Annotated in this window: 21 protein-coding genes, 1 tRNA gene and 1 pseudogene; 16 read left to right on the top strand and 7 right to left on the bottom strand. The window is 60.9% G+C overall.

Features of this window, described 5'->3' with window-relative positions; translation table 11 throughout:
• Positions 1-65: 65 nt before the first annotated feature.
• The 3 genes and pseudogenes from RBB32_RS13155 to RBB32_RS13145 all read right to left on the bottom strand — a co-directional run.
• Positions 66-2,204, bottom strand: a complete 2,139-nt coding sequence (locus tag RBB32_RS13155) for a TonB-dependent siderophore receptor (RefSeq protein ID WP_306153188.1) — start codon at positions 2,202-2,204, stop codon at positions 66-68.
• Between the two features lie 100 nt (positions 2,205-2,304).
• Positions 2,305-3,165, bottom strand: coding sequence for an AraC family transcriptional regulator (locus tag RBB32_RS13150; RefSeq protein WP_306153186.1), 861 nt, complete (start codon positions 3,163-3,165; stop codon positions 2,305-2,307).
• 341 nt (positions 3,166-3,506) lie between these two features.
• A pseudogene (locus RBB32_RS13145) lies at positions 3,507-3,802 on the bottom strand (hypothetical protein); the annotation flags it as partial.
• A gap of 150 nt (positions 3,803-3,952) precedes the next feature.
• Here RBB32_RS13145 and RBB32_RS13140 point away from each other — a divergent pair.
• From RBB32_RS13140 to RBB32_RS13065, 16 genes are all read left to right on the top strand, one after another.
• Positions 3,953-4,708 carry an IclR family transcriptional regulator gene (locus tag RBB32_RS13140; RefSeq protein ID WP_306153183.1) on the top strand — a complete coding sequence of 252 codons (756 nt, stop codon included), beginning with the start codon at positions 3,953-3,955 and terminating at the stop codon, positions 4,706-4,708.
• Entirely contained in the window at positions 4,708-5,241 is a 534-nt protein-coding gene (locus RBB32_RS13135; protein WP_306153181.1) for a TRAP transporter small permease, read from the top strand. Before RBB32_RS13140 ends, RBB32_RS13135 begins: the two co-directional genes overlap by 1 nt.
• Entirely contained in the window at positions 5,238-6,527 is a 1,290-nt protein-coding gene (locus tag RBB32_RS13130) for a TRAP transporter large permease (protein WP_306153179.1), read from the top strand. The genes RBB32_RS13135 and RBB32_RS13130 overlap by 4 nt, the downstream gene beginning before the upstream one ends.
• Positions 6,528-6,541: 14 nt before the next feature.
• Positions 6,542-6,940 carry a cupin domain-containing protein gene (locus tag RBB32_RS13125; protein WP_306153177.1) on the top strand — a complete coding sequence of 133 codons (399 nt, stop codon included), beginning with the start codon at positions 6,542-6,544 and terminating at the stop codon, positions 6,938-6,940.
• 37 nt (positions 6,941-6,977) lie between these two features.
• Positions 6,978-8,012: a TRAP transporter substrate-binding protein DctP gene (dctP, locus tag RBB32_RS13120; RefSeq protein WP_306153175.1), complete on the top strand. Its 1,035-nt coding sequence runs from the start codon at positions 6,978-6,980 to the stop codon at positions 8,010-8,012.
• A gap of 60 nt (positions 8,013-8,072) precedes the next feature.
• Complete coding sequence (locus RBB32_RS13115; protein ID WP_306153173.1) at positions 8,073-9,278, top strand: CaiB/BaiF CoA-transferase family protein; 1,206 nt, start codon at positions 8,073-8,075, stop codon at positions 9,276-9,278.
• A 1-nt stretch (position 9,279) separates the two neighbouring features.
• Positions 9,280-9,744: a MaoC family dehydratase gene (locus RBB32_RS13110; RefSeq protein ID WP_306153171.1), complete on the top strand. Its 465-nt coding sequence runs from the start codon at positions 9,280-9,282 to the stop codon at positions 9,742-9,744.
• Positions 9,744-10,592, top strand: a complete 849-nt coding sequence (locus tag RBB32_RS13105; protein WP_306153170.1) for a CoA ester lyase — start codon at positions 9,744-9,746, stop codon at positions 10,590-10,592. The genes RBB32_RS13110 and RBB32_RS13105 overlap by 1 nt, the downstream gene beginning before the upstream one ends.
• A complete protein-coding gene (locus tag RBB32_RS13100) occupies positions 10,589-11,062 on the top strand; it encodes a MaoC/PaaZ C-terminal domain-containing protein (RefSeq protein ID WP_306153169.1) in 474 nt (157 codons plus the stop codon). The genes RBB32_RS13105 and RBB32_RS13100 overlap by 4 nt, the downstream gene beginning before the upstream one ends.
• Before the next feature lie 396 nt (positions 11,063-11,458).
• A complete protein-coding gene (locus RBB32_RS13095; protein WP_306153168.1) occupies positions 11,459-12,430 on the top strand; it encodes an iron-siderophore ABC transporter substrate-binding protein in 972 nt (323 codons plus the stop codon).
• Positions 12,427-13,281: an iron ABC transporter permease gene (locus tag RBB32_RS13090; RefSeq protein ID WP_306153167.1), complete on the top strand. Its 855-nt coding sequence runs from the start codon at positions 12,427-12,429 to the stop codon at positions 13,279-13,281. Before RBB32_RS13095 ends, RBB32_RS13090 begins: the two co-directional genes overlap by 4 nt.
• Complete coding sequence (locus tag RBB32_RS13085) at positions 13,209-13,964, top strand: iron ABC transporter permease (protein WP_306153165.1); 756 nt, start codon at positions 13,209-13,211, stop codon at positions 13,962-13,964. The genes RBB32_RS13090 and RBB32_RS13085 overlap by 73 nt, the downstream gene beginning before the upstream one ends.
• The gene (locus RBB32_RS13080) at positions 13,954-14,766 is read left to right on the top strand and encodes an ABC transporter ATP-binding protein (protein WP_306153163.1); all 813 of its coding nucleotides are present in this window, start codon (positions 13,954-13,956) and stop codon (positions 14,764-14,766) included. Before RBB32_RS13085 ends, RBB32_RS13080 begins: the two co-directional genes overlap by 11 nt.
• 137 nt (positions 14,767-14,903) lie before the next feature.
• On the top strand, positions 14,904-17,057 hold the full coding sequence (locus RBB32_RS13075; protein WP_306153161.1) for a TonB-dependent receptor: 2,154 nt from the start codon (positions 14,904-14,906) through the stop codon (positions 17,055-17,057).
• 7 nt (positions 17,058-17,064) lie between these two features.
• Positions 17,065-18,069 carry a siderophore-interacting protein gene (locus RBB32_RS13070; protein WP_306153159.1) on the top strand — a complete coding sequence of 335 codons (1,005 nt, stop codon included), beginning with the start codon at positions 17,065-17,067 and terminating at the stop codon, positions 18,067-18,069.
• Positions 18,070-18,141: 72 nt separating this feature from the next.
• Positions 18,142-19,842 carry an ABC transporter ATP-binding protein gene (locus RBB32_RS13065; RefSeq protein ID WP_306153157.1) on the top strand — a complete coding sequence of 567 codons (1,701 nt, stop codon included), beginning with the start codon at positions 18,142-18,144 and terminating at the stop codon, positions 19,840-19,842.
• Positions 19,843-20,235: 393 nt separating this feature from the next.
• Here the strand turns inward: RBB32_RS13065 and RBB32_RS13060 are convergent.
• From RBB32_RS13060 to RBB32_RS13045, 4 genes are all read right to left on the bottom strand, one after another.
• Positions 20,236-20,311: transfer RNA gene (locus RBB32_RS13060), tRNA-Thr, on the bottom strand.
• 44 nt (positions 20,312-20,355) lie between these two features.
• The gene (locus tag RBB32_RS13055; RefSeq protein WP_306153156.1) at positions 20,356-21,843 is read right to left on the bottom strand and encodes a heme biosynthesis protein HemY; all 1,488 of its coding nucleotides are present in this window, start codon (positions 21,841-21,843) and stop codon (positions 20,356-20,358) included.
• An 18-nt stretch (positions 21,844-21,861) separates the two neighbouring features.
• Positions 21,862-23,172, bottom strand: coding sequence for a COG4223 family protein (locus tag RBB32_RS13050; RefSeq protein ID WP_306153155.1), 1,311 nt, complete (start codon positions 23,170-23,172; stop codon positions 21,862-21,864).
• Between the two features lie 95 nt (positions 23,173-23,267).
• Positions 23,268-23,996 (bottom strand): uroporphyrinogen-III synthase, encoded by a 729-nt coding sequence (locus tag RBB32_RS13045; RefSeq protein ID WP_306153154.1) that lies wholly within the window; start codon positions 23,994-23,996, stop codon positions 23,268-23,270.
• Positions 23,997-24,059 lie beyond the last annotated feature (63 nt).

Genomic DNA, 24,059 nt, shown 5'->3' with positions numbered 1-24,059 from the left:
GGGCGGAATGAAGAAAGATGCGGCATCGCTGCCGCATCTCCATGCTTCGGGTTTAGTTCTAGTTCTCAGAAGCGAGAGGTGACCGAAAAGCTGATCTCGCGCCCGGAGCCGTAGGAGCAGGTATAGAGATCCTGGCAACCGGTGACGTAGCGCTTGTCGCCGATATTGGTGACCGCGAGGTTGGCTTCGAGTCCGTCGCGTACCTGGTAGGTTGCGAAAACGTCGTAGAGGGTTGCGCTGGACACCTTGAACGTATTGGCCGCGTCGGCATAGCTTTCGCCTTGGTGGCGCGCGCCGGCCCCAACTTTCAGACCGTCAAGCGGACCTGTGAAATTGTAGCTGGCAAAGAGCGACAGCTCGGTCTCGGGAATGAGCGTCGGCGTCGTGCCGATAAGGGCCGGGTTCGCGTCCTTGCGGATTTCCGCGTCGATGAAACTTGCGGCGGCCTGCAGGTAAAGCCCGTTGCCGAAGTCGTATTCCGCTTCGAATTCGAGGCCGCGCGAGCGCACCTCGCCCAGCTGTGTCTGCGTCGGCGCGACACCGACGACGACCCCTTCGCGATCAATCTGGAACGCCGCGCCGGTCAACGAGAAGTTGCCGTCCAGCGGCGCCCATTTGAACCCGAGCTCGACCTGGTCGCCGGTTTCCGGGCGGGTCACGCCGGCGGCGGGCGATGCGATCAGCGGGTTGAAGAATGTCGAGTAGGACAGGTAAGGCGTGAAGCCGGATGCGGCCTCGTACGCGATGGCCACGCGCCCGGAGGTTTCGCTGTCGCTGCGGCTGAAGTTGGTCGAGCCACGCTGCTTGGTTTCAACGAAGTCATGCCGCAGGTTGAGCGTACCGATCCATCCACTGCCCCAGCGCATCTGATCCTGCACGTAGAAACCGATCTGACGCTGGGTGGTCGTGGCATCCTGGTAGGGCGCGCCGATGACCGGCGTTCCGGGGGCCGTCGGGTTGACCACGGTGTTGCTGCCAGACCCCGAGGCCTGGATTTCGTCGATCTCGTAGTACCTGGCGTCAAGGCCGAAGAGAAGGTCGTGGTCGACCGGTCCGGAGGAGACCGTTCCGTAGTAGCGCAGATCGGTCTGGGCGGTGTAGACCTGCGTGTCGTGTTCGAAAGCTACGAGGCTGAGCGTGCCCTGCGGGTCGCTCGGGGTGGTGGCAAAGCCGTTGTACCCGAACGGATAGTAGTAGCGCTCGTGGACATCCGCGTACCCTAGGCGCCCTATGCCGGTGAAGGTAAAGCCGTTGTCGAGTTCGCGTTCCACGATGGCAGAAAAGGAGGCTTGCCGCCGCTCGTACTTGTCCCAGTCGGGGTCCGAGAAGTTCGCGTCGGGATCAATATAGCCAAATTGCGGGGTCGGCACGACCGTGCCCTGATAAGGCAGGAACGTGCTGCCGTTGTGGTGTTCGTCGGCGATGTGGATGTTGGCCAGCAGCGTCACCTCGGTGCCGCCATCGGTCTTGAACCGATAGGACGGGGCGAAGGTGCCACGCACACCGTCATTGAACGCGTCGTACTTGTCGCCGCCTTCGAGCCGCCCGGTCAGGCGATACGAACTTGAGTCGCCGATGTCGTCGCCGTAGTCGAACTCGACCCAGCCGGCGGTCGCGTCGTTGACGCCGAATGTCAGTTCGCGGATTCGACCGCCCGGGCGCTTGGACACATAGTTGACGATGCCGCCCGGGTTCGAGCCGCCGTAAAGAGCCGAGGACGCGCCCCGCAGGACCTCGACCCGTTCCAGCGTGTAGGGGTCGATGAAGAAGGAGCCGAAGGCGAACGAGAGGTTCTGTGCGTTGTCGAGATAGATCCCGGTCTGGTCGGCCTGAAAGCCTCGGATTCGCAGCCAGTCATAGTCGTTGTCGTCGCCGAACACGTCCGCCGTTACACCGGCGGAATAGCGCAGGGCCTCGCTGACGCGGTCTGCGCCGAAACGCTCGATCTTTTCGCGCCCGAGAACCGAGACCGACTGGGGTATCTCGTTCACGGTGAGCGGCACCTTGCTGCCGGTGACGGTGGGCGGATTCTTGTCCTCGCCCACGGGGCCGGTGGCGTCTTCCTGGTTGCGCAGGGTGATCGTCCCGAGATCAAGCGTCTCATCGGCGGGCTGGGCGGTGGAAACCGCAGCGGTCCCCAGCAGCATCAGCGCTGCGCTGCTGAGCCTGGCCATGCCACGGTGGCGGTTTGTCGTTTCGGCCATATCGGCACCCTTCTCTACAGATGTCACGGTGAGTCACCCATCGACCCGGTCGGAGAAGATGGAGCGCACAGAGTGTTTTCAGGATACCCGATTAAAACTATCAGGAAGGATTGTCTTGAATAATCGGACCATCCTGCGCGGGCGCATTCGCCCGGGCCCACGCCCCCGGCGATTGGCCGGTTCCCTGCTTGAAACTGCGGGAAAAGTGGGCCTGGTCGGCAAACCCGGTCACGTTCGTCACCTCGGCAAGGGGTAGTCCGCAGCACAGGAGGCGCTTGGCGTAATCGATCTTGATCCCTGTGACCCAGCTGTGCGGCGACATGGCCGTGCGTTTGCGAAAGATGCGGTTGAAATGCGTTCGGGACAGGCCGGACAATGCGGCCAGATCATCCACCGCGATCCGATGTTCCATTCGTTCGAAGACATAGGCGCGCATGGCATGGAGCCAGGCATCCCCCTTGTCGCCATCGCCAAGGCCGGCACGGTCGATCAGGCACATCTCTTGAATCATGGCGCTGATCAGCCTGTCGACGCGGGACAGGGAGGGGCGGATCGACAGGCATTCGTCCTGAAGGACGCGTACCAACGGGGCCAGCGGCCCGAGCGACGGGAAAACCATCATACGGTCGATGGGCGCGTCGGTCTCTGCAAGCGCCTTGAAGCGCGGCATCGAAAAGTGAATGTCGATGTGTTTGAGCTCGCCGGGTTCGTCGAGGCTGGCCCAGACCTGCACACCGGCCGGAATGTAGCACGCGGCGGCGGCGCTGGATGCGGCGTCTTTCCCGCGTGAGAGCGACAGTGCACGGTCATCGAGGACAAGAACAAGGCGCGGGTACATCGAGACATACCGCCCGGTGGCCCGGGACTGTCCTTGCACACGCCAATAGTCGACGACCATGTCGTCGAACCGCAGGCAGCGCATCTCGTCCAGCGGATCGAAGCCGCGGACAGCAGCATACATTCTGGGGTGAAAGGACATCGCTCCGCCATTGATAGGTTTTGGCTGGGCATTGCCTTGCTTCGCGCAGATTATTCGCATCGGAAAAGATTATCAACTGTTCATGCCCGACGGTCGCGGGACGGATCCGCTGTGCGCTTGCCTGGCCGGGGGCCGCCGTATCCGGGTCGCTGGAATAGATTGGGCCTGTCAATATCGGCCCTGTTGCACATATGATTGAGGCCCGAATAGGCGGGTTTTATCGTTTCATTTCAGGTGGCCATACGGTCTTCGGGCATGGGTATCGCTTCACAGAGTGCGCAGTGCCCGCATAACATCAAACCCTTGATCGTGGCGCAGGCCGATTTCCCGCGCAGCTTGATATAGCTTTCATCCATCCGACGGCTGTCAGATCTCGGGCGGCGCCACTGCCATCGCGTCCGCTTTTCGACCTCGGGGCATGGTGTTGAACCCAGTGGCAAATCGTCGAGTGGTCGGCGCGGTGGCCGCGCTATGCCATCATCTCTTAGAGGTCACGAGAGCAGACCCGATAGCGGTAATACCAGCGTACCGCCCAAAGCACGATCTCATCACGGAAATGACGCCACGAGAAAAGCTTTGCAACAGAGCCGGTGATGACTGCCTTGAAGAGAATATTCATTAAATATTTGATATTATTATATTTATTATGGAGTGCTCCCAAGCATTGACAGCACCTCCTACCTCATTTACTTCATATATGAGAATGATTCTTCAGATATATGAAGTATACATTGGCTCGGAGGGGGCCAAGAGATAAGGGAGGAGTGACATGTCGGTGAGACAAGTCGAGAATGTGCTGCGTTTCTTTGAGTTTTTCTCAGAGGAACAGGCGCCAGCGACGCTGACCCATCTGTCGTCACGGCTGTCGCTGCCAATGTCGAGCACCAGCAACTTGGTCAGTACGTTGAGGGAGCACGGCTATTTGTTTGAAATTCGCCGTCGCGGGGGCTTTTATCCGACGCGTCGGATGTTCGATGTTAACCGGCGCATCGTTGAAGGTGACCCGGTCCTGCAGATGGCGCGCCATCATATGGCAGATCTGCGATCTGAGACAGGGGAGACGGTATTGCTTGCCGCGCGAGACGGCAGCGAAGCCATTTACCTTGATGCATTGGTTTCCGAGAAAGGGGTCCGATACTCCGCGAGTGCCGGTGAGCGCCGCCCGCTCTACGCCATCTCCGCAGGAAAGGCGATCTTGTCCTCATTGCGTGATGATGAGTTGAAGTCCGAACTCGCGGCAATGGACTATTCCAAGGCCAGCAGCACCTCGATTACCGATCCGGATGAACTTTTCCGCACGATCACGGAAAGCCGCCAGCGCGGTTGGTTTCTGAACGCCACCGAGTTCACGCCGGAAGTGTCCGGCGTTGGAATGCTTTTGGACGTGGCGGGCAGGAAGCTTGGGCTGTCGGTGGCTGGCCCCAACTATCGCATGGAAGGCCGTCATGAAGAAATCGCCGCGGCACTTGGTCGTACGATTGATGCAATCCGTGCGCAGGTCGATGTCAGCGGGGGGGCGTCGTGATGCGCAGGTTCATGCAGGCTGTGGACACAGGGTTCAGCTTGGTAGCGGTTGTCGCGCTCGCCTCTCTGACGCTGTTGGTGGTGGCGGATGTGTCCCTTCGTTATGGAATCGGAAAGCCGCTGTTCTTTGCGCATGATGTCGTGGTCCTTTACCTGACGCCTGCGCTGTTCTTTTTCGGGGTCGGTCCGACCTATTGGCATGACGAACACCTGGCAGTTGATCTGCTCGTTTTGAAATTACCTGCCCGGCCACGCGCCCTGACCGATATCGCGGGTGCCCTGATCGGTCTTTTCATCTTTGTGTTGCTGGTCTGGGTTTCATGGGACCGTGCGTGGTCGAGCTTTGCCAACGGTGAGAGGATCGCGAGTATCGTGCCCTGGCCCGCATGGCTCAGCTATGTGCTGGTGCCGGCGGGGTCGCTGGCGATGGTTGTCGTTTGTCTCGCCCGTCTCGCTTTGGCCATTCAATCTGTCAAATCGGGGGTTCATCCCTCCATGCCCGAACATTCCGAGCATCAGGAGGACGCTGTATGACATCCCTTCTCGTCGTTCTAGGACTTCTTTTCCTGTTGATCATTGGCGTTCCGGTCGGGTTGGCGCTGGCCTTCACGGGGATGCTTGGCATGATCTATATTGTCGGCTTCAACAGCGCCCTTTCGGTTTTGTCGACCACGCCGCTATCTACCACGAACGGGTATGAACTGATTGCGGTGCCCTTGTTCATACTGATGGCCGAGTTCGTGATCGTCAGTGGAATCGCCGATCGCATGTTCAAGGCCATCACCATATGGGTTGGGCGTTTGCCGGGCGGCCTTGCCGTGGCAACAGCGCTTGCCGGGGCGGGTTTCGGGGCGATTTCCGGCTCTTCGACCGCGGCGGCCGCGGCGCTGTCCTCGACGTCGATACCGGCCATGGGGCGCGCCGGCTATGAGGCTAAATTCTCTGCTGGTGTCGTTGCGGTTTCCGGCACGCTCGCGATGCTTATCCCGCCGTCAATCGCCCTGGTTCTCTATGGCATTATCGTTGAGGTGAACATCGCCTCGTTGCTGATCGGTGGTATCATTCCCGGTGTCCTGGTGACGATCGGCATTATCGCGACAATCTACATATTGATCCTTCGCGACCCTTCCATTGCCCCGACGGCCCAGCCATGGCCTTTGCGGGACAAGATCTATGCCTTCCGCGAAATTGGCCCAATGCTGATCCTGTTGGCATGTGTCACCGGCTCAATCTACCTTGGTGTGGCAACGCCCACAGAGGCGGCGGGGCTGGGTGCATTCGGCGCCTTCGTGATCGCGGCGGCGTTCCGGACCCTCACCTGGGCGAGTACCTGGGGCGCGCTTTCCCGCGCGGTTCGGGCGACCTGCATGATATTCCTGATCATCATTGGCGCGCATATCTTCGGGTATGTTTTGACGCTTGGGCAGATCACGCCGGAGTTTGTCAATTGGATCACCACGCTTGAGGTTTCCCCTTATGTCGTGATGGCAGGTATCATCCTTTTCTATCTCGTATTGGGGTGCTTCATGGATCAGCTGGCAATTCTGATCCTGACTGTCCCCGTCATGGTGCCTGCGATCATGACCTTGGGTTTTGATCCGGTGTGGTTTGGTGTGCTTGTCGTCGTATCCGCAGAAGTGGGGATGATCACACCGCCGCTTGGAATGAACATCTTCGTGGTGGCGCGCTATGCCGAAAGGCCGCTTGCGGAAATTTTCCGCGGGGTCGCCCCGCATGTGCTCACGCATCTCATCATTATCGCGCTTCTGGTGGCCTTCCCGCAACTGGTGTTGTGGCTGCCTGGAACGATCAGCAACTGAGCGGAAGGAACGCTATGACCATGACCAAAGCCTCAGACCTCGACCCCTCTGTCTTCTTCATGACCGAAGACAAGGCGCAGCCTTATGCGCCGAGCGGGCATACAGGGACCGTGAACCGCCGACTTGTCTCGCCGGAGACCGGCGCCACGCAAATGGAAGTTTTGATCGGTCGCATCGAACCCGGGCAAGGAGCGACGCCGCACTTTCATCCGGGAATCGATCAGTTCTGCTGGATGCTGGAAGGCCGGGCCCGCGTGACGATAGGCGATTATGAACAGGAAATCGGGGCCGGGGAGAGCTGCTTTTTCGCGGCTGATATGCCTCACACGTTCACTGCTATCGGCGAGACGCCGGTGCGTGTCCTGATCTGCTATGCGCCGCCCTACGGCGAAGGTGCTCGCGTCGACTGTTGAAAGAATTGCACACAATGATCCAAGGAGGAGAAAGATCATGAAACTCAAGACGACCACGATCGCGTTCTGCGCGGCGACAGCGATGAGCCCGGCACTTGCCCAGGAGGTTACGCTGAAGATTGCGGACAGCCTGCCGGCTGATCACATTATCACGCAAAACACGACTGATGTGTTCATGGAACGTGTGAAGGAAGAGCTTGGCGACCGGGTGGCTTTCGAGCACTACCCGGCCCAACAGTTGGCCAAGGCCAAGGACATCCTTTCGATCACGCAGGCCGGTATTGCCGACATCGGCTATATCGTGCCCTCGTATGTGTCCGAGAAGATGCCGTTGGGGGGTGTCGTCGAATTGCCGGGGGAAATCAGCTCGTCTTGCGAGGGCTCGCTTGCCTTCCGCAACCTGGTGCAGCCGGGTGGTATGCTGGACAAGCTTGAATTCCAGCCGAATGGAATCCGGGTTCTCTATAATGTTGCCCTGTCTCCCTACCAGGCCATTTTTTCCAAGCGCGCGGGTGTGGAATCGCTTGGTGATTTCGAGGGCATGAAGATGCGTTCTAACCCCGGCGCCATGGAGTTGTCTTTGCAATCGGCCGGTGCGGCGCCGGTGAGGATGACCCCGCCGGAAATCTTTGACGCAATGACCAAGGGAACGATCGACGGCGCGTTGTTGCCGTTCACGTCGACGTTTTCTTATGGTCTCGATCAGATTGTCGGCTCAGCGACCGAGAACGCCAATTTCGGCACCGTGGGTATTACCTATTCGATTTCCGAGGCAAAGTGGAACAGCCTTCCCGAGGATATTCAGGACGTGCTTACTCGTGTCGGCCAGGAAGTGACCGAAAGCGCCTGTTCCGCCTTTGACGAGGCCGAGAAAGAACTGGCAGCAGAGTTGTCCGAGAAAGGGGCGACTGTATTCAAGCTTTCTGACGAGGAAACTGCCGAATTGGGCGCATCTTTTGAAAGCGTCGCGCAGGAATGGGCCGAGACTCTCGACAGCCGTGGCAAGAAGGGCAGCGACACACTGTCTGCCTTCCGCGAGCAGGTAGAGACGTTGCGCGCAGAAGGAAACTGATCTCAACCAGAGAATGACGGCGGCATCCTTGCCGCCGTCCACTAAGGCAAGGAGGCTGGTGTGCTGAATCTTTTGAAAGGTGTTCGTGTTGTCGAACTCTCAACCATTGTTCTCGGGCCGATGGCCGGGCAAGTTCTGGCCGACTACGGAGCGGAGGTTATAAAGATTGAGGCACCCAATGGGGACCTTGCCCGCCAAGTCGAGCCGCGTTCGGCCTCGGGCGAAAGTTCGATGTTCGTGAACTGCAACCGGAACAAACAGAGCCTGTCGGTCGATCTCAAGACGGATGAAGGCCGCGAGATTATCCGCCGCCTGATTGCCGGGGCAGATGTTTTCTTGCACAACATGCGAATGAAGGCGATTGCCCGTCTCGGGCTTGACGCCGAGACCCTGCGCAAGATCAATCCAGGCCTCATTTATTGCTCGGCAATCGGTTTTGGAAGTGACGGCCCCTATGCTGACCGGCCGGCCTATGATGACGTCATTCAGGCCGCTTCGGGTATCGCGCGGCTTCCGACCTATACAGGTGCGGACCCGGCATACGTACCCGGGGTGATCGCCGACAAGATTGCGGCGCTTTATGCTGCAAACGCAATTTCAGCCGCACTTTACAGTAAGGCCCAGACCGGTCTTGGTGTGGAGATCGAGGTCCCGATGTTCGAGGTCATGAGCTCGTTTGTGATGACCGAACATTTGGCGGCTGCTACCTTCAATGATACGGCCAAGCCAGGGTATCAAAGGCTTCTCAATCGTCACCGCCGTCCGTTTCGCAGCTCTGATGGGTGGATAGCGGTTCTGCCATATACCGAGGCTCATTGGCGCCGGACTTTCACAGAGATTGGCCGCGAGGATATCCTGGAGCAGAAGTGGTTTCAAAACGATTCGACGCGCTCCAGTCATGCATGCGACATGTACGAGATCCTTTCCCTGGCGATGCCGGAACGCACGACGGATGAATGGGTTGCTACCTTTGAGCGTTTGGACGTGCCTCATTCGCGCGTCAGTTCATTGGAGGACCTGCTTAGAGATCCTCACCTCCAGGCTGTCGGATTCTTCGATGCAACCGACGACACCTTGGACCGGGCACGTTCGGTTCCTCAGCCGGTGCGGACACATGGTGCCGAGGTCACGCGCGACCGGCGGGCCCCATTGCTGGGCGAAAACAGCCTACAGCTGTTGGGCGAGTTGGGCTATGGCGATCAAGAGGCCCAGTCGATGGTATCGCGTGGTGTGGTTCGCGGACACGAAAGTGTGAAAGGGGCCTGACATGGCGGGACTTTGGCTTGAAGAATTCGAGGAAGGGCAGATCATCCGGCATGCTATCACGCGGACCGTGACCGAAGCCGACAACATCGCCTTTTCCACGCAAACAATGAACCCGCAACCGCTTCATATCGACCGGGATTTTGCATCCCGAAGTGAATGGGGTCAGCCGCTGGTAAACTCGCTTCTGACGCTGGGTATCATGATCGGGATTTCGGTTCACGAAACGACATTGGGCACCACTGTCGGCAATCTCGGGATGACAAACGTAACTTTCCCTTCCCCGGTCTTTCATGGCGACAGTCTTCGTGTGGAGACCGAGGTGATTTCGGTGCGCGTATCAAAGTCCCGCGCCGGCCAGGGAATCGTCGAATTTGAGCACCGTGCCTACAATCAGGATAACACACTTGTTGCTTCATGCCGTCGGGCGGCGCTCATGCAGGCGCGTGTGCAATGCGAGGAAACGTGATGCGGTCCTGGCTTTTCGTTCCTGGAAACCGTGCAGATATGATGGCCAAGGCCGCGCAGGCCGGTGCCGATGCTGTGATACTGGATCTCGAAGATTCCGTCTCGCCTCAGAGCAAGGTAGAGGCGCGCGAGGTTGTCGCCGAGGCGCTTACAAGCATTGATCGCACTTCCCAGGTCTGGGTGCGCGTGAACCCCGTTCACAGCGAGCATTGTGAGCAAGATGTCAAAGTGGCGCTGATGGGGCGTGCCGATGGCCTGGTTCTGCCCAAATCGGAGAATGGAGGTACAGTCCGTGAACTTGTTCGGCTTACCGGCGGGGATTGCCCCCCTGTTCTTGCGATTGCGACGGAAACTGCGGGTTCGATTTTTGGTCTTGGCGATTACGCCGGGTTGGAAAAGACACTTTATGGTATGGCTTGGGGGGCCGAGGACCTTTCGGCCGATCTGGGCAGCGCGAGCAGCCGTGATGAGGCAGGTATGTTGACCGGGCCTTTTGAGCTCGCGCGCAACCTGATGCTTGCTGGCGCCTCGCGCGCGGGTTGCCAGCCGATTGATACAGTTTGGACGGCGATACGTGATCTGGAGGGGTTGGAGGCCGAATGCCATGCTGCCCGTCGCGATGGCTTCACGGGCAAGATGGCCATCCATCCAGCGCAGGTGCCGGTTATCAACCGCTGTTTCCTGCCAACGCGCGTAGAAATCGAGCTGTCCAGGCGGATCGTTCATGCCTTCGAGGAGAACCCTGACATGGGCGCAGTCAATATTGATGGCCAAATGATCGACATGCCGCATCTGAAAAGGGCGGTTCGTATCCTGGAGATTCAGAACAAGTATGGGGATCAGGTATGACAACGACACCGACACGTTTGGGGCGCGGTTTCTATTGGCAGGAATTGCGCCCTGGGGAGCGATTTCTAACCTATGGCCGGACGATCACTTCGGCCGATATCAGCACCTTTGTCGGTCTGGCCGGGATGATTGAGATCTTGTTCACCAATGCCGAGTATCGGCGTACCGAAAGCGCCATAAAAGGTGAGCCGTCACCCGGTGCATTGGTTTTCTCTGTCGCTGAGGCGCTTTCGCTCAATGCCACGGCCCAGGAAACGGGGCTGGCCTTTCTCGGGTTGTCCTCGCTCGACATCAAGGGGCCGGTTCAGGCCGGTGATACACTGGACGTAGAGATTGAAATTCTTGAGGTCAGGCAAGAAAGCAAGGGCGACCGCGGATTGGTGCGAACACGAAACACTGTTCGCAACCAGGAAGGCCGCGACGTGATGGTTTATGAGCCGCTCCGCCTGATGATGGGCAGGCCGGAGTAAAATAATACATGCGCTGGTGTATGAGAGCGCGGTAAATCGGCCTGCGCCACGATTAAGGGTTTTGACGTTATGCGGGCCCTGCGCACTCTGTGAGGCGATACCTATGCCGAAGACCGCATGGCCACCTGAAATGAAACGATAACGCCCGCCTATTCGGGCCTCAATCATATGTGCAACATGGCCTGGGCGGGCCAGAGTTACTGAAAATTTCAGTGCCCTAGCTGTTTCTGAAAAAGCTATTCAACAGCATCGCTGTTTACGTTAGACAAGCGAACGCGCGGGTTCAGCTTGCCGGGTTCGTCAGGTTGACATCCCGTGTAATTCTTCGCAGCATGCGTTCAGCCACGCGTGCAGGCCTTGCCCGAAGCCAGACATTTACCTCATTCCGGAGTCTGCATGCGTTTCCCATCCTTGGTTATTGCCGCCCTGTTTCTTTCGGTCGGCAGCGCCGTGGCCTGTGAGGGTGTCGCGGTCGAGGACCCGGCGATCTACGGCGGGGATCTGTGCCTTGACGCGGTACCGGAGCGGGTCGTGGTGCTGGACCCGAGTTTCGGACTGGGCGTGGCGCTGGATGCCGGGTTGCAGGTCGTTGGCGCGCCGCTGGATGCCGGGTTGCAGGTCGTTGGCGCGCCGCTGGACCTGATGAGTGACGAGACATTGAAGGCGCGCGCCGAGCGGGCGGGTGTGACTAGCATAGGCGCCGTGACCGAGCCCAGCATGGAGGCGATCGTGGCTTTGCAGCCGGATTTGATCCTGGGGTTTGCTGGGTCCGATAGCATGGCGTCGGGCATTCATCCGATGGCCAGCCAGCTTGCGCCAACCCTGCTTTATACCAATCTTGACTGGCGAGGTTTCTATCGCCTGCTTGCGCCGTTGGGGGACAAGGCATCTGCGGCCGCCGTCGAGGCCAAGCTTGCCGATTTCGAGGCACGGATGGCGGACCTGCGCACGCGGGTGCCCCGGGACCGGACCCTGTCGGTGGTGCGGATCACATCCTGGGATTTCCAGGTCTACATGGATGCCCCGGTGACCTATGCGCCCTTCGCGCTTTTGCGGGAACTCGGTGTGCAACGCAGTGCATACGAGACCACGGAAGACCCCAGCCTGTCGATGAAGCGTCCCGACCTCGAGGAACTGGCTGCTCTGGATGGTGACGTGTTGTTCTACATTGTCGGCGGCACCAACGACTCCGACAGCGATGGTCGGTTCGAGGAAGTGACGGGCAACCCGTTGTGGCAGATGCTGCCGGCGGTGGAGGAGGGGCGTGCCTATCGCGTGGATCATGCCCACTGGATGGAGTTCAGTGGGCTGGATGCGGCAAACGCGGTTCTGGACGACGTTGAGCGATACCTGATCGGCACGCCTTGAAGCTCCGGCTTTGGTCGATACTGCTGCCCGGCGCGTTGGCGTTGTTGGCTTTGTCGCTCTGGGCGTTGACCGTGGGCGCGTCGGATATGGGGTGGTCGGAGGCGTATAAGGCCCTGATCGCCGACGGGTCCGACCGCGCGAACCTTGTGATGCAGGAAGTGCGCCTGCCGCGTCTGCTGGCCGGGCTGCTGACCGGCGCGGCGCTGGCCGTGGCCGGCGCGATCATCCAGGGTATGACGGGCAATCCGCTGGCCGATCCGGGACTTCTTGGCGTGAACGCGGGCGCGGCCTTTGCCGTTGTCTGCGGTATCGCCTTCCTGGGTATCGACGCGATGGCGGCGCTGGTCTGGCTGGCCTTTCTCGGCGCGGCGCTGGCGGCGGCACTGGTGCTGGCGCTGGGGTCGGCAGGCCGTTCGGGAGCGAGGAGCCCCGTGCGCCTGATCCTCGCAGGCGTGATCGTGGCGAGTTTCATCGGCGCACTGACCGCCGCGATCCTCGTGCTGGATACGCAGACACAGGACGTGGTGCGGCAGTGGACGGTCGGCAGCCTGCACGGCCGGACGCTCGATGTGGTTCTGCCTCTGGTACCCTACGTGGCCTTTCCGATGGGGCTGGCGCTGGTCCTGTCGGGGCAGGTGACGGCGCTGAGTCTCGGGGCCGAGGTGGCGCAGAGCATCGGGCAGGCGCAGACCCTGTGGCGGCTGGCCTCGGCCACGCTGGTAGTTGCACTGGCAGGAGCGGCCGCGGCGCTGGCGGGGCCGCTGAGCTTTGTCGGGCTATGGTGCGCCTTTCGGTCGGGGCGGATTACCGGCGCATCCTGCCGGTTGCGGCACTGGCCGGTGCCGCGATGATCGTGATCGTCGAAGTTGCCAGCCTCCCCGAGAGCGTTCTGCCCGTCGTCAGTTTCGCCGGTGCGCTGGTTACCGCGCTGGCGATCCAGATGTTCGCCTGGCGGGCGGGAACGTCGTCCCTGCGGTTGATCCTTGTTGGAGTGGGGGTAGGCACACTGGCCGGGGCCGGGGCGAGTTTCATCGCCGCATTCGGTCCGGCGGCAGAGGTGCAGCGGGCCATCACATGGTCGGCGGGATCCTTGCAGGATGCGCGCTGGGTCAAGCTGGAATGGCTTGTGCTGTGGGGCCTGCCGGGCGCGCTGGCGCTGTGGCTGGCGGCCCGTGAACTGGACCTGATCGCGCTGGGCGACAGGGTGGCGGGCGGTGTCGGACAACGGGTGCATCTCGTACGGGGGTTGGTGATCGTCGCCGTGGCGTTGCTGGCGGGCGCGGCGGTGGCCGCCTCGGGACCGATCGCCTTTGTCGGACTGGCCGCGCCGCATGTGGCGCGAGCTTTGACCGGGCGGAATCACGCACGGCTGATCCCGGTCGCCGCGGTCTGCGGCGCGATCCTGCTGGTGGTGGCCGATCTGGCCGCCCGCCGACTGCTTGCGCCGGTGCAGGTGCCAGTTGGTCTGGCCACTGCGCTGATCGGTGCGCCATTCTTTGGATACCTTCTCTGGAGCCGTCGCAATGAGCTTTGATACCACCGAAGCGCAGTCCGGTCTCGTCGCCGAAGCCCTGACCCTTGGCTATGGTGCGTCACCGATCGTGAAGAACTTGTCGGTCGCTCTACCCAAGGCCCGTTTCACCGCGATCCTGGGGCCGAATGGTTGTGGGAAATCGACGCTGCTGAAAGCGCTGTCACGGCAACTGGTGCCGCTTCAGGGGCAGGTCCTGCTGGACGGGCGCGCGATTGCTGCTCTCGGAGCCAAGCAGGCCGCCCGGGCGCTGGGCCTGTTGGCTCAGGGGGCCGAGCCGCCCGAGGGTCTGAGCGTCGAGGCGCTTGCGCGGCAGGGCCGCTATCCGCATCGTGGACCGTTCAGTCCGTGGCAGGCCCGTGATCAGCAGGCGGTGGACCGGGCCTTGCAACAGACCGGCCTGGCGGAGCTGCGTGACCGGCCGGTCGAGGTACTGTCGGGCGGGCAGCGACAGCGAGCCTGGATCGCAATGGTACTGGCACAGGACGCGCCTGTACTGTTGCTGGACGAGCCGACGACGTGGCTGGACCTGCGCCACCAGATGGAAGTGCTGGGCCTGATGCGGCGACTGGTGGACGAGGATGGCCTGACCGTGGTTACGGTTCTGCACGACCTGGACCAGGCGGCGCGGCACGCCGATCACGTGGTCATGATGAAGGCAGGCCGAATCGTTGCCGAAGGCGCGGTGCGCGCAGCCCTGGCCAAGGACCGCCTGGCCGAAGTCTTTGGCGTGGATGTCGACGTGCTGGAGGACCCCGCGACCGGGCGGCCGATGTGCATCCCCCGCTCCATACTGCCGGAATAAGTTGCTAGTTTGATACAACCACGTCGTTGAACATCATACTCCCTTGCTTGGGCGGTTTGCCTGAGTAGTTTGATCAACAAAGCAAGCGATGCGCCAGCCAGCTCTTTTCCAAACGATTTTTCGAAGGACAACTGGCCTTGCTTAATTCTCCGCTCCTGAAGCTGGTTCTGACCAGCAGCATTCCGATCCTTGCCGTTACGGCCGCGCAGGCGCAGGACGGCGAAATTCCGTTCGACCTTGGTACACTGGAAATCTATGGCGACCGCACTTCGACCGATGCCGAGGGCAGTACTGCGCCTTTGAGCGTCGTGCGGGGTGAGCAACTGGACGATGCCACCATTGCGTCAATCGAGGACACGTTCGGCCTGATCCCCAACGTGCAGGGCGGGGACAGTGCGCTGACCGGCTTTGTCATCCGCGGCGTCAATTCCGAAGGTCAGACGCCGGGGCTGGGCGCGCCGCTGGCATCTTTCTATATCGACGGTGTCCAGCAAACGGTCGAGGGCACGCGCCGTGGCGCACGCTCGACCTTCGATGTCGAACAGGTGGAGGTCTATCGCGGGCCGCAATCCACGCTCGGCGGCCGCGCCGCGCTGGCTGGTGCCGTCTATGTAAAAACCAAGGACCCGGAGTTCGAACCCGGGGGCGCGATGCGCCTGACCTATGGCAGCGACAACCGCAAAACCGTGGGCATCGCGGCAACGGGCCCGGTTTCAAACACCGTTGCGATCCGGTTTAGCGGCGAGTGGTACCACAAGGACAGTTCGATCGACTATCCCTCCTACCAGGGCTTCAGCGGCTATGACGACATCAGCGAGGACAAGTATCACACGCTGCGCGGCAAGCTTTTGTGGACGCCAACCGACCGCACGCGGGTGTTGCTCAGCTATTCTCACTCCTATGACAACACCAGCCCCAATATCGTTGCCAGTGGCACCAACCGCGGTGATGTCAATGGGACGCTGAGCCCGAACTTTCCGGTCCTGCAGGCGAACTCGGCGGCGTTGAGCACGTTTTTCGGCATCCCGCCGGAAAACCAGCTTGGGCTGCTGACGGTTCTGGAAGAAGTGCGCAACACGACCACGGACAACTTCGGGCTGGAGATCACGCACGATATCAATCCCAACCTCGAGTTCACTTCCATGACGAGCGTGTCGATGTCGGAAACCGATGTGCGCTCCCTGAACTTCGGCAACCCGGGTGAGCTTACTTCGGCCGATGCGGGGCAGCAGCAGGACCTCTTCACGCAGGAATTCCGCCTGAACTACGAAGACGAGGGTCTGCGCTGGGTGCTGGGCGCCTATGCCGGCCGCGAGGTGCGGGATACGTATCGCCGTGGCACCTACTTCAACACCGGAATCCTTGCCGATCCGACGCAGCCGCTGACCATGGGCATCAACCAGATGACGGACATCGAAACCAACAATACGGCGGTTTTCGGCGAAGCGACCTATGAATTCGCGCCCGGCTGGTCGGTGATCGCAGGCGGACGGCTGGATCATATCGACCAAACAACGACGCAGGTGGTTTCCGGCGTCACGACCAGCTTTTCCTATGACGACGTGGTCGCCCTGGGCAAGCTGGGCCTGACGCGCGAACTGTCCAACGAGGATAGGATATCGCTTGTGGTGCAGCAGGGCTACCGTCCCGGCGGCGCCGGGAACAACGTGACAGGCGCGTACCGCTTCGATCCGGAAACCTCCACGGTCGTCGAACTGGGCTACCAGGGGCGGTTCCTGCAGGACCAGCTGGGTTTCTCGGCGACGGCGTTCTGGCAGACATGGGACGACCAGCAGGTCGAGATCGGCCTGTTTCCGAACAACAGTATCGTCAACGCGGGTGAATCCGAATCCTACGGTGCCGAGTTCGAGCTGGACTACGCGGCAACCGGCAAGCTGGATCTCTTCGCCTCGTTCGGTCTGCTTCACACCGAGTTCAAGGATTTCAACACCGGCGGCGTGAATTACACCGGGCTTGGCTTTCCGAATGCGCCGGAATTCACGGCAGCGGTCGGGTATCGCTGGGGGGCGCCGACCGGGTGGTTCTCTTCCGGGGTGGTCAAACATACCGGGCGGCAGAAATCGCGCTTTGACAACGCGACGCCGGACACGCTCAGCGCCTTCACCACGCTCGATCTGAACGTCGGCTACGCATGGGACCAGGCCAGGATCACGGCCTATGCGACGAACCTCTTCGACGAGGATTACCTGGTCTACGAGAACAGCAGCGCGAGCCTTCAGGGGTTGGGTAACGGGCAAGAGATCGGCCTGCAGCTCGACTACACGTTTTGAGGCGAGGATGACGGTTGCGAAAGCGATGCTGGCGGTTGACGGCACACGCGCCGTCGCCGCCTTTCGGGCCTTTGCAGAAGCCGCCGAGCGGCCGGTCGAGCCGCATGGCGACGGGATTCGCATCGGCCTGATGGCGGGCGGTCTTGTTATCGAGCCACGGGGAAAGGACACGGCGATCACCGTCGATGCAGCCGATGCGACCGGCCTGCAGCTGATCTGCGACACACTTGTCGAACGGCTGGCCGGTATGGGGCTTGTGCCCGAGTGGCAGGAAGATATGGCCGGAAAAAGGCCCGGAAACCAAGCGCTTGCCCGGATCGCCGGGGTGACGCGGATATCACCGTCCTACAGCAGGGTGGTGATCGAGGGCGAGGATCTCGGGCGGTTTGCCAACGAGCCGCTGCATTTCCGTCTGTTGATGGGGCCGGCGGATGCGCCTTGGCCGGTGACGGACGAAACGGGCGCGACGGACTGGCCCGGCGGGATCGGTGAGTGGCATCGGCCGGTCTATACCACGCGCGAGGCTGAACCCACGCGGCAGGGCACGCGCCTGAGCTTTGACGTGTTTCGCCATGATGGCGGGCGTGTGACGGCTTGGTGCGACCGGGTGAGCCCGGGGGGCGAGATCGCCCTGACCGGCCCGGGCGGGAGGGGCTATCCCGCGCCGGTTGGCTGGCTTGGGCTGGTCGGGGATGAAACCGCGATGCCGGTCATGGCGCGAATCCTGTCCGCCTTGCCGAGCGACGCGCGCGGTGCGGCTGCGATCGTCGTGCCGCATTCGGAAGACATTCAGCAGATATCGCATCCCGAAGGTGTCATGCTGCGCTGGTGTATCCGGGGCAAGGGGGAAACGCCGCTGTCGGCACTGGCCAGCCTGCCGTTTCCTGACAATGACCGGCACATCTTCTTCGCCGCCGAAAAGTCCGAGGCAGAGCAGGCGCGCAAGTGGTTGAACGAAAGGGGATTCCAGAAAGGTGAGTCGCGGGCGGCCGCCTACTGGACGGCAAGGTAAAGCTCTTTTAAACAGTGGACCGAGAACATGAGCCGCGCCGGTCAGACGTGGCCCAGTCCTGAAGGATTTCCCATGCTGCGTCAGTTTTTCGAGTATTACCGCCCGCATATGGGCCTGTTCTGGCTGGATTTCGGCTGCGCGGTGATCTCGGGCTTACTGGAGCTGGCCTTTCCGCTGGCCGTGGCGGGGTTCATCGACCATCTGCTGCCCCGCGGAGAGTGGGCGCTGACCATGTGGGCCGCCGTCGGGCTGGTGGTGGTGTATCTGATCAACGCAGGCCTGATGGCGGTGGTGATGTACTGGGGCCACAAGCTGGGTATCAACATCGAGACCGAGATGCGGGCGCGGGCCTTCGATCATCTGACGCGGTTGAACTGGGGCTGGTTCGACAAGGCCGAGACCGGCAAGCTGGTGGCCCGCGTGACCCGCGATCTCGAAGAGATCGGCGAGGTGGCGCATCACGGCCCCGAGGACTTGTTCATCGCCATCATGACGTTCATCGGGGCCTTTGCCCTGATGCTGTGGCTGCACGTGCCGCTGGCGCTGATGACGGCGGTGATCGTGCCGGTAATGGTCGTGTTGCTGGCCGTCTATGGCGGGCGAATGACCCGGGCCTGGCAGGCGATCTATGGCCGGGTGGGCCAGTTCAACGTGCGGCTGGAGGAAACGCTGGGCGGCATCCGCGTAGTGCAGGCCTTTACCAATGAGGCGCATGAACGCGCGCTTTTCGCGGATGCCAACAGGGGCTATCGAAAGACCAAGCTGGAAGCTTACCGCATCATGGCGGCGCTGACGACGTTGCACTACATGGGGCTACGCTCGGTACAGGTGATCGTGATGGTGGCGGGCGCGGGATATGTCTTTTCCGGCTCGCTCTCGACGGGCAGTTTCGTGGCGTTCCTGCTGCTGGTCGGCGTGTTCTTCCGCCCGCTGGAGAAGATAGCGGCGGTGGTGGAAACCTATCCGCGCGGCATTGCCGGGTTCCAGAGGTTCCAGGCGCTTCTGGCCGAGCGGGCCGAGATTGCCGATGCGCCGGACGCCAAGCCCGCGCCGGACCTGACCGGGCGGATCGAGTTCGACGACGTTGCCTTTTCCTACGATGGCGCGCGAGGTGTATTGCATGGCGTGTCCATTGCCGTGGAACCAAGCCAGACGGTTGCGCTGGTTGGTCCGTCTGGCGCGGGCAAAAGCACGCTGATGGCCTTGCTTCCGCGGTTTTATGCGCCGACGTCGGGCGAGGTCCGGATCGACGGCCAGTCCGTCGCGGACATGACCCTCGACAGCCTGCGGCGGCAGGTGGGTCTAGTGTCGCAGGATGTCTTCCTATTCGGCGGCACCCTGCGCGACAACATCGCCTACGGGCGGCTCGATGCGTCTGAAAACCAGATACTGCACGCCGTTCACCAGGCACAGCTGTCCGAGATGGTGGCCGAGCTGCCGCATGGTCTCGATACGATGGTAGGGGAACGTGGTGTCATGCTTTCAGGTGGGCAGAAACAGCGCGTTGCCATTGCGCGTGTCTTCCTGCGCGACCCGCCGATCCTGCTTCTGGACGAGGCCACCTCGGCGTTGGACAGGGGCACGGAGCGCAAAGTGCAGGCGGCGCTGGAAGCTTTGTCAAAGGGGCGCACGACGCTTGTCATCGCCCACCGCCTTCAGACTATCCGCCACGCCGACCGTATCGTCGTTCTGGACGAAGGCCGCATTGTCGAGGCGGGCACACACGAGGAACTTGTGGATCGTCAGGCGAATTACTTCTCGATGATGGACTGAACGGTCGACCCCATGAAAAATGCCAGGCCCCGCTTTTGCTGACAGGCCTTAACTGTACGTTGTCCGGTAATCTGGGACGCATGCGCGGTTTTCGGATTGGAGGCTCTGGCGGCTGGGGAGTTAGTAAGCCGTCAAGAGACGACCGCGCTGGCCTTTAGGCCGGAGCCCTGAACATACGCCAGTACCTCCCTGACCATAGGGATCGAGGAGGTGTCATTTTGGCCGACACCGGCCGTTTGCGGTGGGGTTATTAAGTCCCGAGATCGGCTCTTTCTGCCAATTCTGAACGTAACCTAATCAGGATGCCTGAAAATCGAAAGCGTAAACGTCACCTTGCGGCTATGCCGAAGGTGTTGATTACAGTAGAAAATTTTCACGGTTGGTGAAGAGTAATGGTGCCGGTGATAGGACTCGAACCTACGACCCCATCATTACGAATGACGTGCTCTACCAGCTGAGCTACACCGGCACTCGGGGCGCGGCTATAGCACCGTGCGCGCCCCTGTGGAAGCGTTATTTTTCGGAACTTTCCTCAGACTTGTTGCCGTCGTCCTCGACGATCTCGGCATCCAACACGTCGGCCTCAGCCTCGGTTTCCTCGTGCTGATCCACTGACTTGTCTTCAATCGTTCCGACAATCAGCGGCAGCATCTCAACGCCTGTGGCTGTGCTGACGGCCTGAGCGGGCGGCGCTTTCCACGACAGCGTGTCGAACGACTCGCAATGTTCACAAACCGGCGCCCATTCGGCGTGGATGTGGTGACAGTTGTCGCAGACCCATTGCGGCCCGCGCGGTGCCGAGAGCGCCCGCGCCAGCCATCCCTTGACCACCGCGTCCGAGGCGCCTTCGCCCCGCTCTACCGCGGCCATGATCGTCAGGGCGCGCGCATCCGGATCTCCTTCGGCCAAATCGCCCAAGGCCCGCCGCGCTGCCGGGAAATCTTCGGCGGCGATATGCAGCTCGGCTTCCAGCAGTTTGGTCTCACGGTTGTCGGGATGAACGCGCAGCAATTTATTGAACCGCTTTAAACGCTTGTCCGGGGTTTCATCGGGTTCGATCTCGGCAAAGACTGCGGCCAGATCGGGGTGCGGCTGGGCATCCCATGCTTTCTTGATCACCCGCGTTGCATAGCGTTTGGAGCCTTGTTCGATATAACCGCGTGCCGCCAACACCGCCGCTGGTACCAGATCGGGCGACAGGCGATTGGCCTCGATCGCGGCTTCGCGTGCCTCGATGCTTTGGCCCTCGTCCAGAACCTCGCGCGCTTCGGACAAGGCCAGGACCGCATCGCGCCGCTTGTGAACATCGCGCGGCAAGGTGCCGTATTTAAGCTTGGCGTTCAGGGTCTCACGCGCACCCTGCCAATCCTCGCTTTTGGCCTGCAGTTGCAACAGTGCATCCTGAACCTCGCCATGCTTGGGCTTGAGGGCAAAGGCGGTTTTGGCCAGCTTCAAAGCGGTTTGCGTATCCCCGTCCGAAAGCTTCTGCCTCATCAGGCCACGCAGGCCCACGAAGCGGGTGTTCTCGTTCTTCAAAAGGCGCTTATAAACCGCCTCGGCCTTCTTGCGGTCACCCGACATTTCGGCGGCTTGTGCCGTGATCAGGTTGGTCAGGGCGGGTTTCTTCAGATATTTTTCGGCCTTGTTGGCCTTGCTCATCGCCAGATCACCCTCGCCAGAGGCCAAGGCAAGCAGGCCCTCGGACAAAGCGCGATACCCCTTTTCCTGACGGTTGCGATCAAAGTAGCGCGACAGGGCTGTTTCGTCGCCGTTGATGAATTTCAGAACCGCGATCAAAAGCCCGGCCAGCTTCAGGAAAATCCAGATTGCCAGCACCAAAAGCAAAAGTCCGATCACCGCCATCATCGGGCTGAGGTTGAACTCATATCCCGCCATGACGATCTGTACCCCGCCGTCAAGTTCCAGAAGGAACCAAGCGCCATAAGCGGCCGCAGCAACCAGGGCGCCGAAAACAACTATTTTAATAATCGACCAAAGCATAAAAACGCCCTTTCAGGTTTAGTTCAGGTTCTCGCCAAGCGCTTGCGCGGCGGCCACGGCATCCAAACGCCGGGCGGCCTTGCCGGCCCAGTCCGACAGTTCGGCGCGGCCCTGTTCGGGCAGGCTTTCGATTTCGGCCAAGGCATCATTCAAACGCCCTTCGCGCAACGCCGCCTCGGCGCGGCTTAGCACCGCATCGGCACTGTTACCTTCTCTCGGTTCAAGCGACCGTGCGCCCAGTTGGGCGAAAAGGAAATCGGAAAATCCACCGCCGTCGTCCGTCGCAACAGAGCGCGACGCCGCAAGCGCCCGCCGCGCCGCTTCGGGGAAGCTTTCCTGTAGTGCCGTCAGTGAGGCAACACCATCTTCGGCGACGGTTTCAAGCGCTTCAGGCACCTCCGCCCCGGCAGTTCGCAGATCGGCCAAGGCGGGTGCAAATCCGGTGCCCGCATCCAGTGCAGTTTGAATCCGAGTCAGGGCTGCGCGACGCATGGTGGCTTGCGCCGTGGCTTCGGCGTTATCTTCCATTTGCTGCGCTTCCGCGGTCATCGCTTCGATTTCCGAACGCTGCGCGGCCATTGCATCCTGCAGGGCGCGAAGCTCTCTTTCGTAGGCGGCGACGGCGGCATCAGATGCCCCTTCGGTAATCGGGCGTTGTTCAACGTCGGTCAGCCGCGAGTCGAGCGTGGAAAGCTGACTTTTGACATCTGCAAGTTGGCTGGAAACATCCGAGACAGAGGCCGCAATCGATTCCTGCGCCGTTTCGATACCGCTCAGATCAGGGCCTTGTGCGGCGGCTTCGACCTTGTTGTTCAGATCGGCGATACGGGCGGCCTGCTCGTCAAGCGCGGCTTGAAGATCGGCTGTCGTGATGTCTTCGGATTGCGCGCCGAATGGCAGGAAACCCTCGGGTATATACTGTGCGGCACCGATGCCGATGGCCCCGGCGGCAAGGCCGCCAAGCAACATGGGAAAGAAACCGCCTTTACGAACGACAACCTGTTTTTCTGAAGTTTCTGTGGCTTGTGGTGCCGCGTGGGCAGCTTCAGACGCGCTGTCGTTGCCGGTTGACGCGACTTCGCTTGCCGGCTCGGGTTCTGCGTCTGCGTCTGCGTCTGCGTCTGCGTCTGCGTCTGCGTCTGCGTCTGCGTCTGCGTCTGCGTCTGCGTCTGCGTCTTCTTCCTGATCCGTCGGGTTTTCCTCGGGCGTACTGTCATCTGCCTTGGAATCCGGGGTTGCATCCGCTTTGGCGTCTGTCGTGTCAATCTCGTTGGTCTGGCTGTCTTCGGACAGCGGATTTTCCGTGTCAGTTGCGGAACTGTCATCCACCGCACTGTCTTTTGAAGATTTGTTTTTTCCAGCCACTATAAAAACCCTTTCGAATCTTGTGCGCGGGGCGCACCTTCTGGACCTTACTGTGCAGGTTACCGACCCTCAAGTCGGTTGGCTTTGATACAAAGCTGTTCGACGGCCTGCTGCATGGCCTCGGCATTTGGGGCCTTGGCGACGACCACGCCATCAAGGTAGCGTTCTGGCACTTGATTGCCCGCGGCTTGGCTGATCGCGACGATGGTTAGGCGCGCACGCCAATTTGCATGGTGCGCTTGGGCAAAAAGTAACCGCGCGCTGCGCGGGGAGAACAGGGGGAGAATAACGTTTTCCTCCCGCTCCAAAATCCGGTGCGCTTCGGGTGTTAGGGGCACTGGGCGCTGATGGTACAAAATGGCTTCATCAGTGTCTATTCCAGCGCCAGACAGGATTTTGGCCAGGGGTGCGGCGACGTGCTCGCCCCTGATATGCAGGCAAGGTCGCGGGGGCAGATCGGCGATGACCTGGGGGATCAGGCGTTCTGCGTCGCCCTCTCCCTCGGTTACGGACAGGCCGATGGCGCGGGCGGCGTCACCGGTGGCCGGGCCGACGGCATAGGCCGGTATATCCCGCCGGTCCGCAAGCTTTGCAAAGGCTTCAACCCCATTGCGAGAGGTGAAGATCAGGGTGCCGACGTTCGAGAGGTCGGGCAAATTGGCACAGACCTCGATTTGCATGAGCGGCGATGTACAAACCGTACATTTTTTGCCGAGTTTTGTACGTAATGCCGCGGCAAACTCTGAACCCGCGGGCTCGGGCCGGGTGATCAGGATGGTTGCCGTCATTAGGGGTCCGCAGTTGTCTGTGCCACCCCTTGGTGTTACCTGCCTGACAGCACTCATGCAACG

It is taken from the genome of Roseovarius sp. MMSF_3281 (genome assembly GCF_030733685.1).
In the GTDB taxonomy this organism is placed as follows: Bacteria; Pseudomonadota; Alphaproteobacteria; order Rhodobacterales; family Rhodobacteraceae; genus Roseovarius.
The sequence above is the reverse complement of the archived record's forward strand: the minus strand, read 5'-3'. Positions and strand labels throughout refer to the sequence as shown.

Excerpts from the sequence above, each read along its gene's own strand:
- RBB32_RS13130 (WP_306153179.1), top strand. The coding sequence starts at position 5,238 with ATGACATCCCTTCTCGTCGTTCTAGGACTTCTTTTCCTGTTGATCATT.
- RBB32_RS13070 (WP_306153159.1), top strand. The coding sequence starts at position 17,065 with ATGACGGTTGCGAAAGCGATGCTGGCGGTTGACGGCACACGCGCCGTC.
- RBB32_RS13135 (WP_306153181.1), top strand. The coding sequence starts at position 4,708 with ATGCGCAGGTTCATGCAGGCTGTGGACACAGGGTTCAGCTTGGTAGCG.
- RBB32_RS13155 (WP_306153188.1), bottom strand. The coding sequence starts at position 2,204 with ATGGCCGAAACGACAAACCGCCACCGTGGCATGGCCAGGCTCAGCAGC.
- RBB32_RS13110 (WP_306153171.1), top strand. The coding sequence starts at position 9,280 with ATGGCGGGACTTTGGCTTGAAGAATTCGAGGAAGGGCAGATCATCCGG.
- RBB32_RS13095 (WP_306153168.1), top strand. The coding sequence starts at position 11,459 with ATGCGTTTCCCATCCTTGGTTATTGCCGCCCTGTTTCTTTCGGTCGGC.
- RBB32_RS13100 (WP_306153169.1), top strand. The coding sequence starts at position 10,589 with ATGACAACGACACCGACACGTTTGGGGCGCGGTTTCTATTGGCAGGAA.
- RBB32_RS13125 (WP_306153177.1), top strand. The coding sequence starts at position 6,542 with ATGACCATGACCAAAGCCTCAGACCTCGACCCCTCTGTCTTCTTCATG.
- RBB32_RS13065 (WP_306153157.1), top strand. The coding sequence starts at position 18,142 with ATGCTGCGTCAGTTTTTCGAGTATTACCGCCCGCATATGGGCCTGTTC.
- RBB32_RS13150 (WP_306153186.1), bottom strand. The coding sequence starts at position 3,165 with ATGTATGCTGCTGTCCGCGGCTTCGATCCGCTGGACGAGATGCGCTGC.
- RBB32_RS13105 (WP_306153170.1), top strand. The coding sequence starts at position 9,744 with ATGCGGTCCTGGCTTTTCGTTCCTGGAAACCGTGCAGATATGATGGCC.
- RBB32_RS13080 (WP_306153163.1), top strand. The coding sequence starts at position 13,954 with ATGAGCTTTGATACCACCGAAGCGCAGTCCGGTCTCGTCGCCGAAGCC.
- RBB32_RS13140 (WP_306153183.1), top strand. The coding sequence starts at position 3,953 with ATGTCGGTGAGACAAGTCGAGAATGTGCTGCGTTTCTTTGAGTTTTTC.
- RBB32_RS13085 (WP_306153165.1), top strand. The coding sequence starts at position 13,209 with ATGGTGCGCCTTTCGGTCGGGGCGGATTACCGGCGCATCCTGCCGGTT.
- RBB32_RS13055 (WP_306153156.1), bottom strand. The coding sequence starts at position 21,843 with ATGCTTTGGTCGATTATTAAAATAGTTGTTTTCGGCGCCCTGGTTGCT.
- RBB32_RS13045 (WP_306153154.1), bottom strand. The coding sequence starts at position 23,996 with ATGACGGCAACCATCCTGATCACCCGGCCCGAGCCCGCGGGTTCAGAG.
- dctP (WP_306153175.1), top strand. The coding sequence starts at position 6,978 with ATGAAACTCAAGACGACCACGATCGCGTTCTGCGCGGCGACAGCGATG.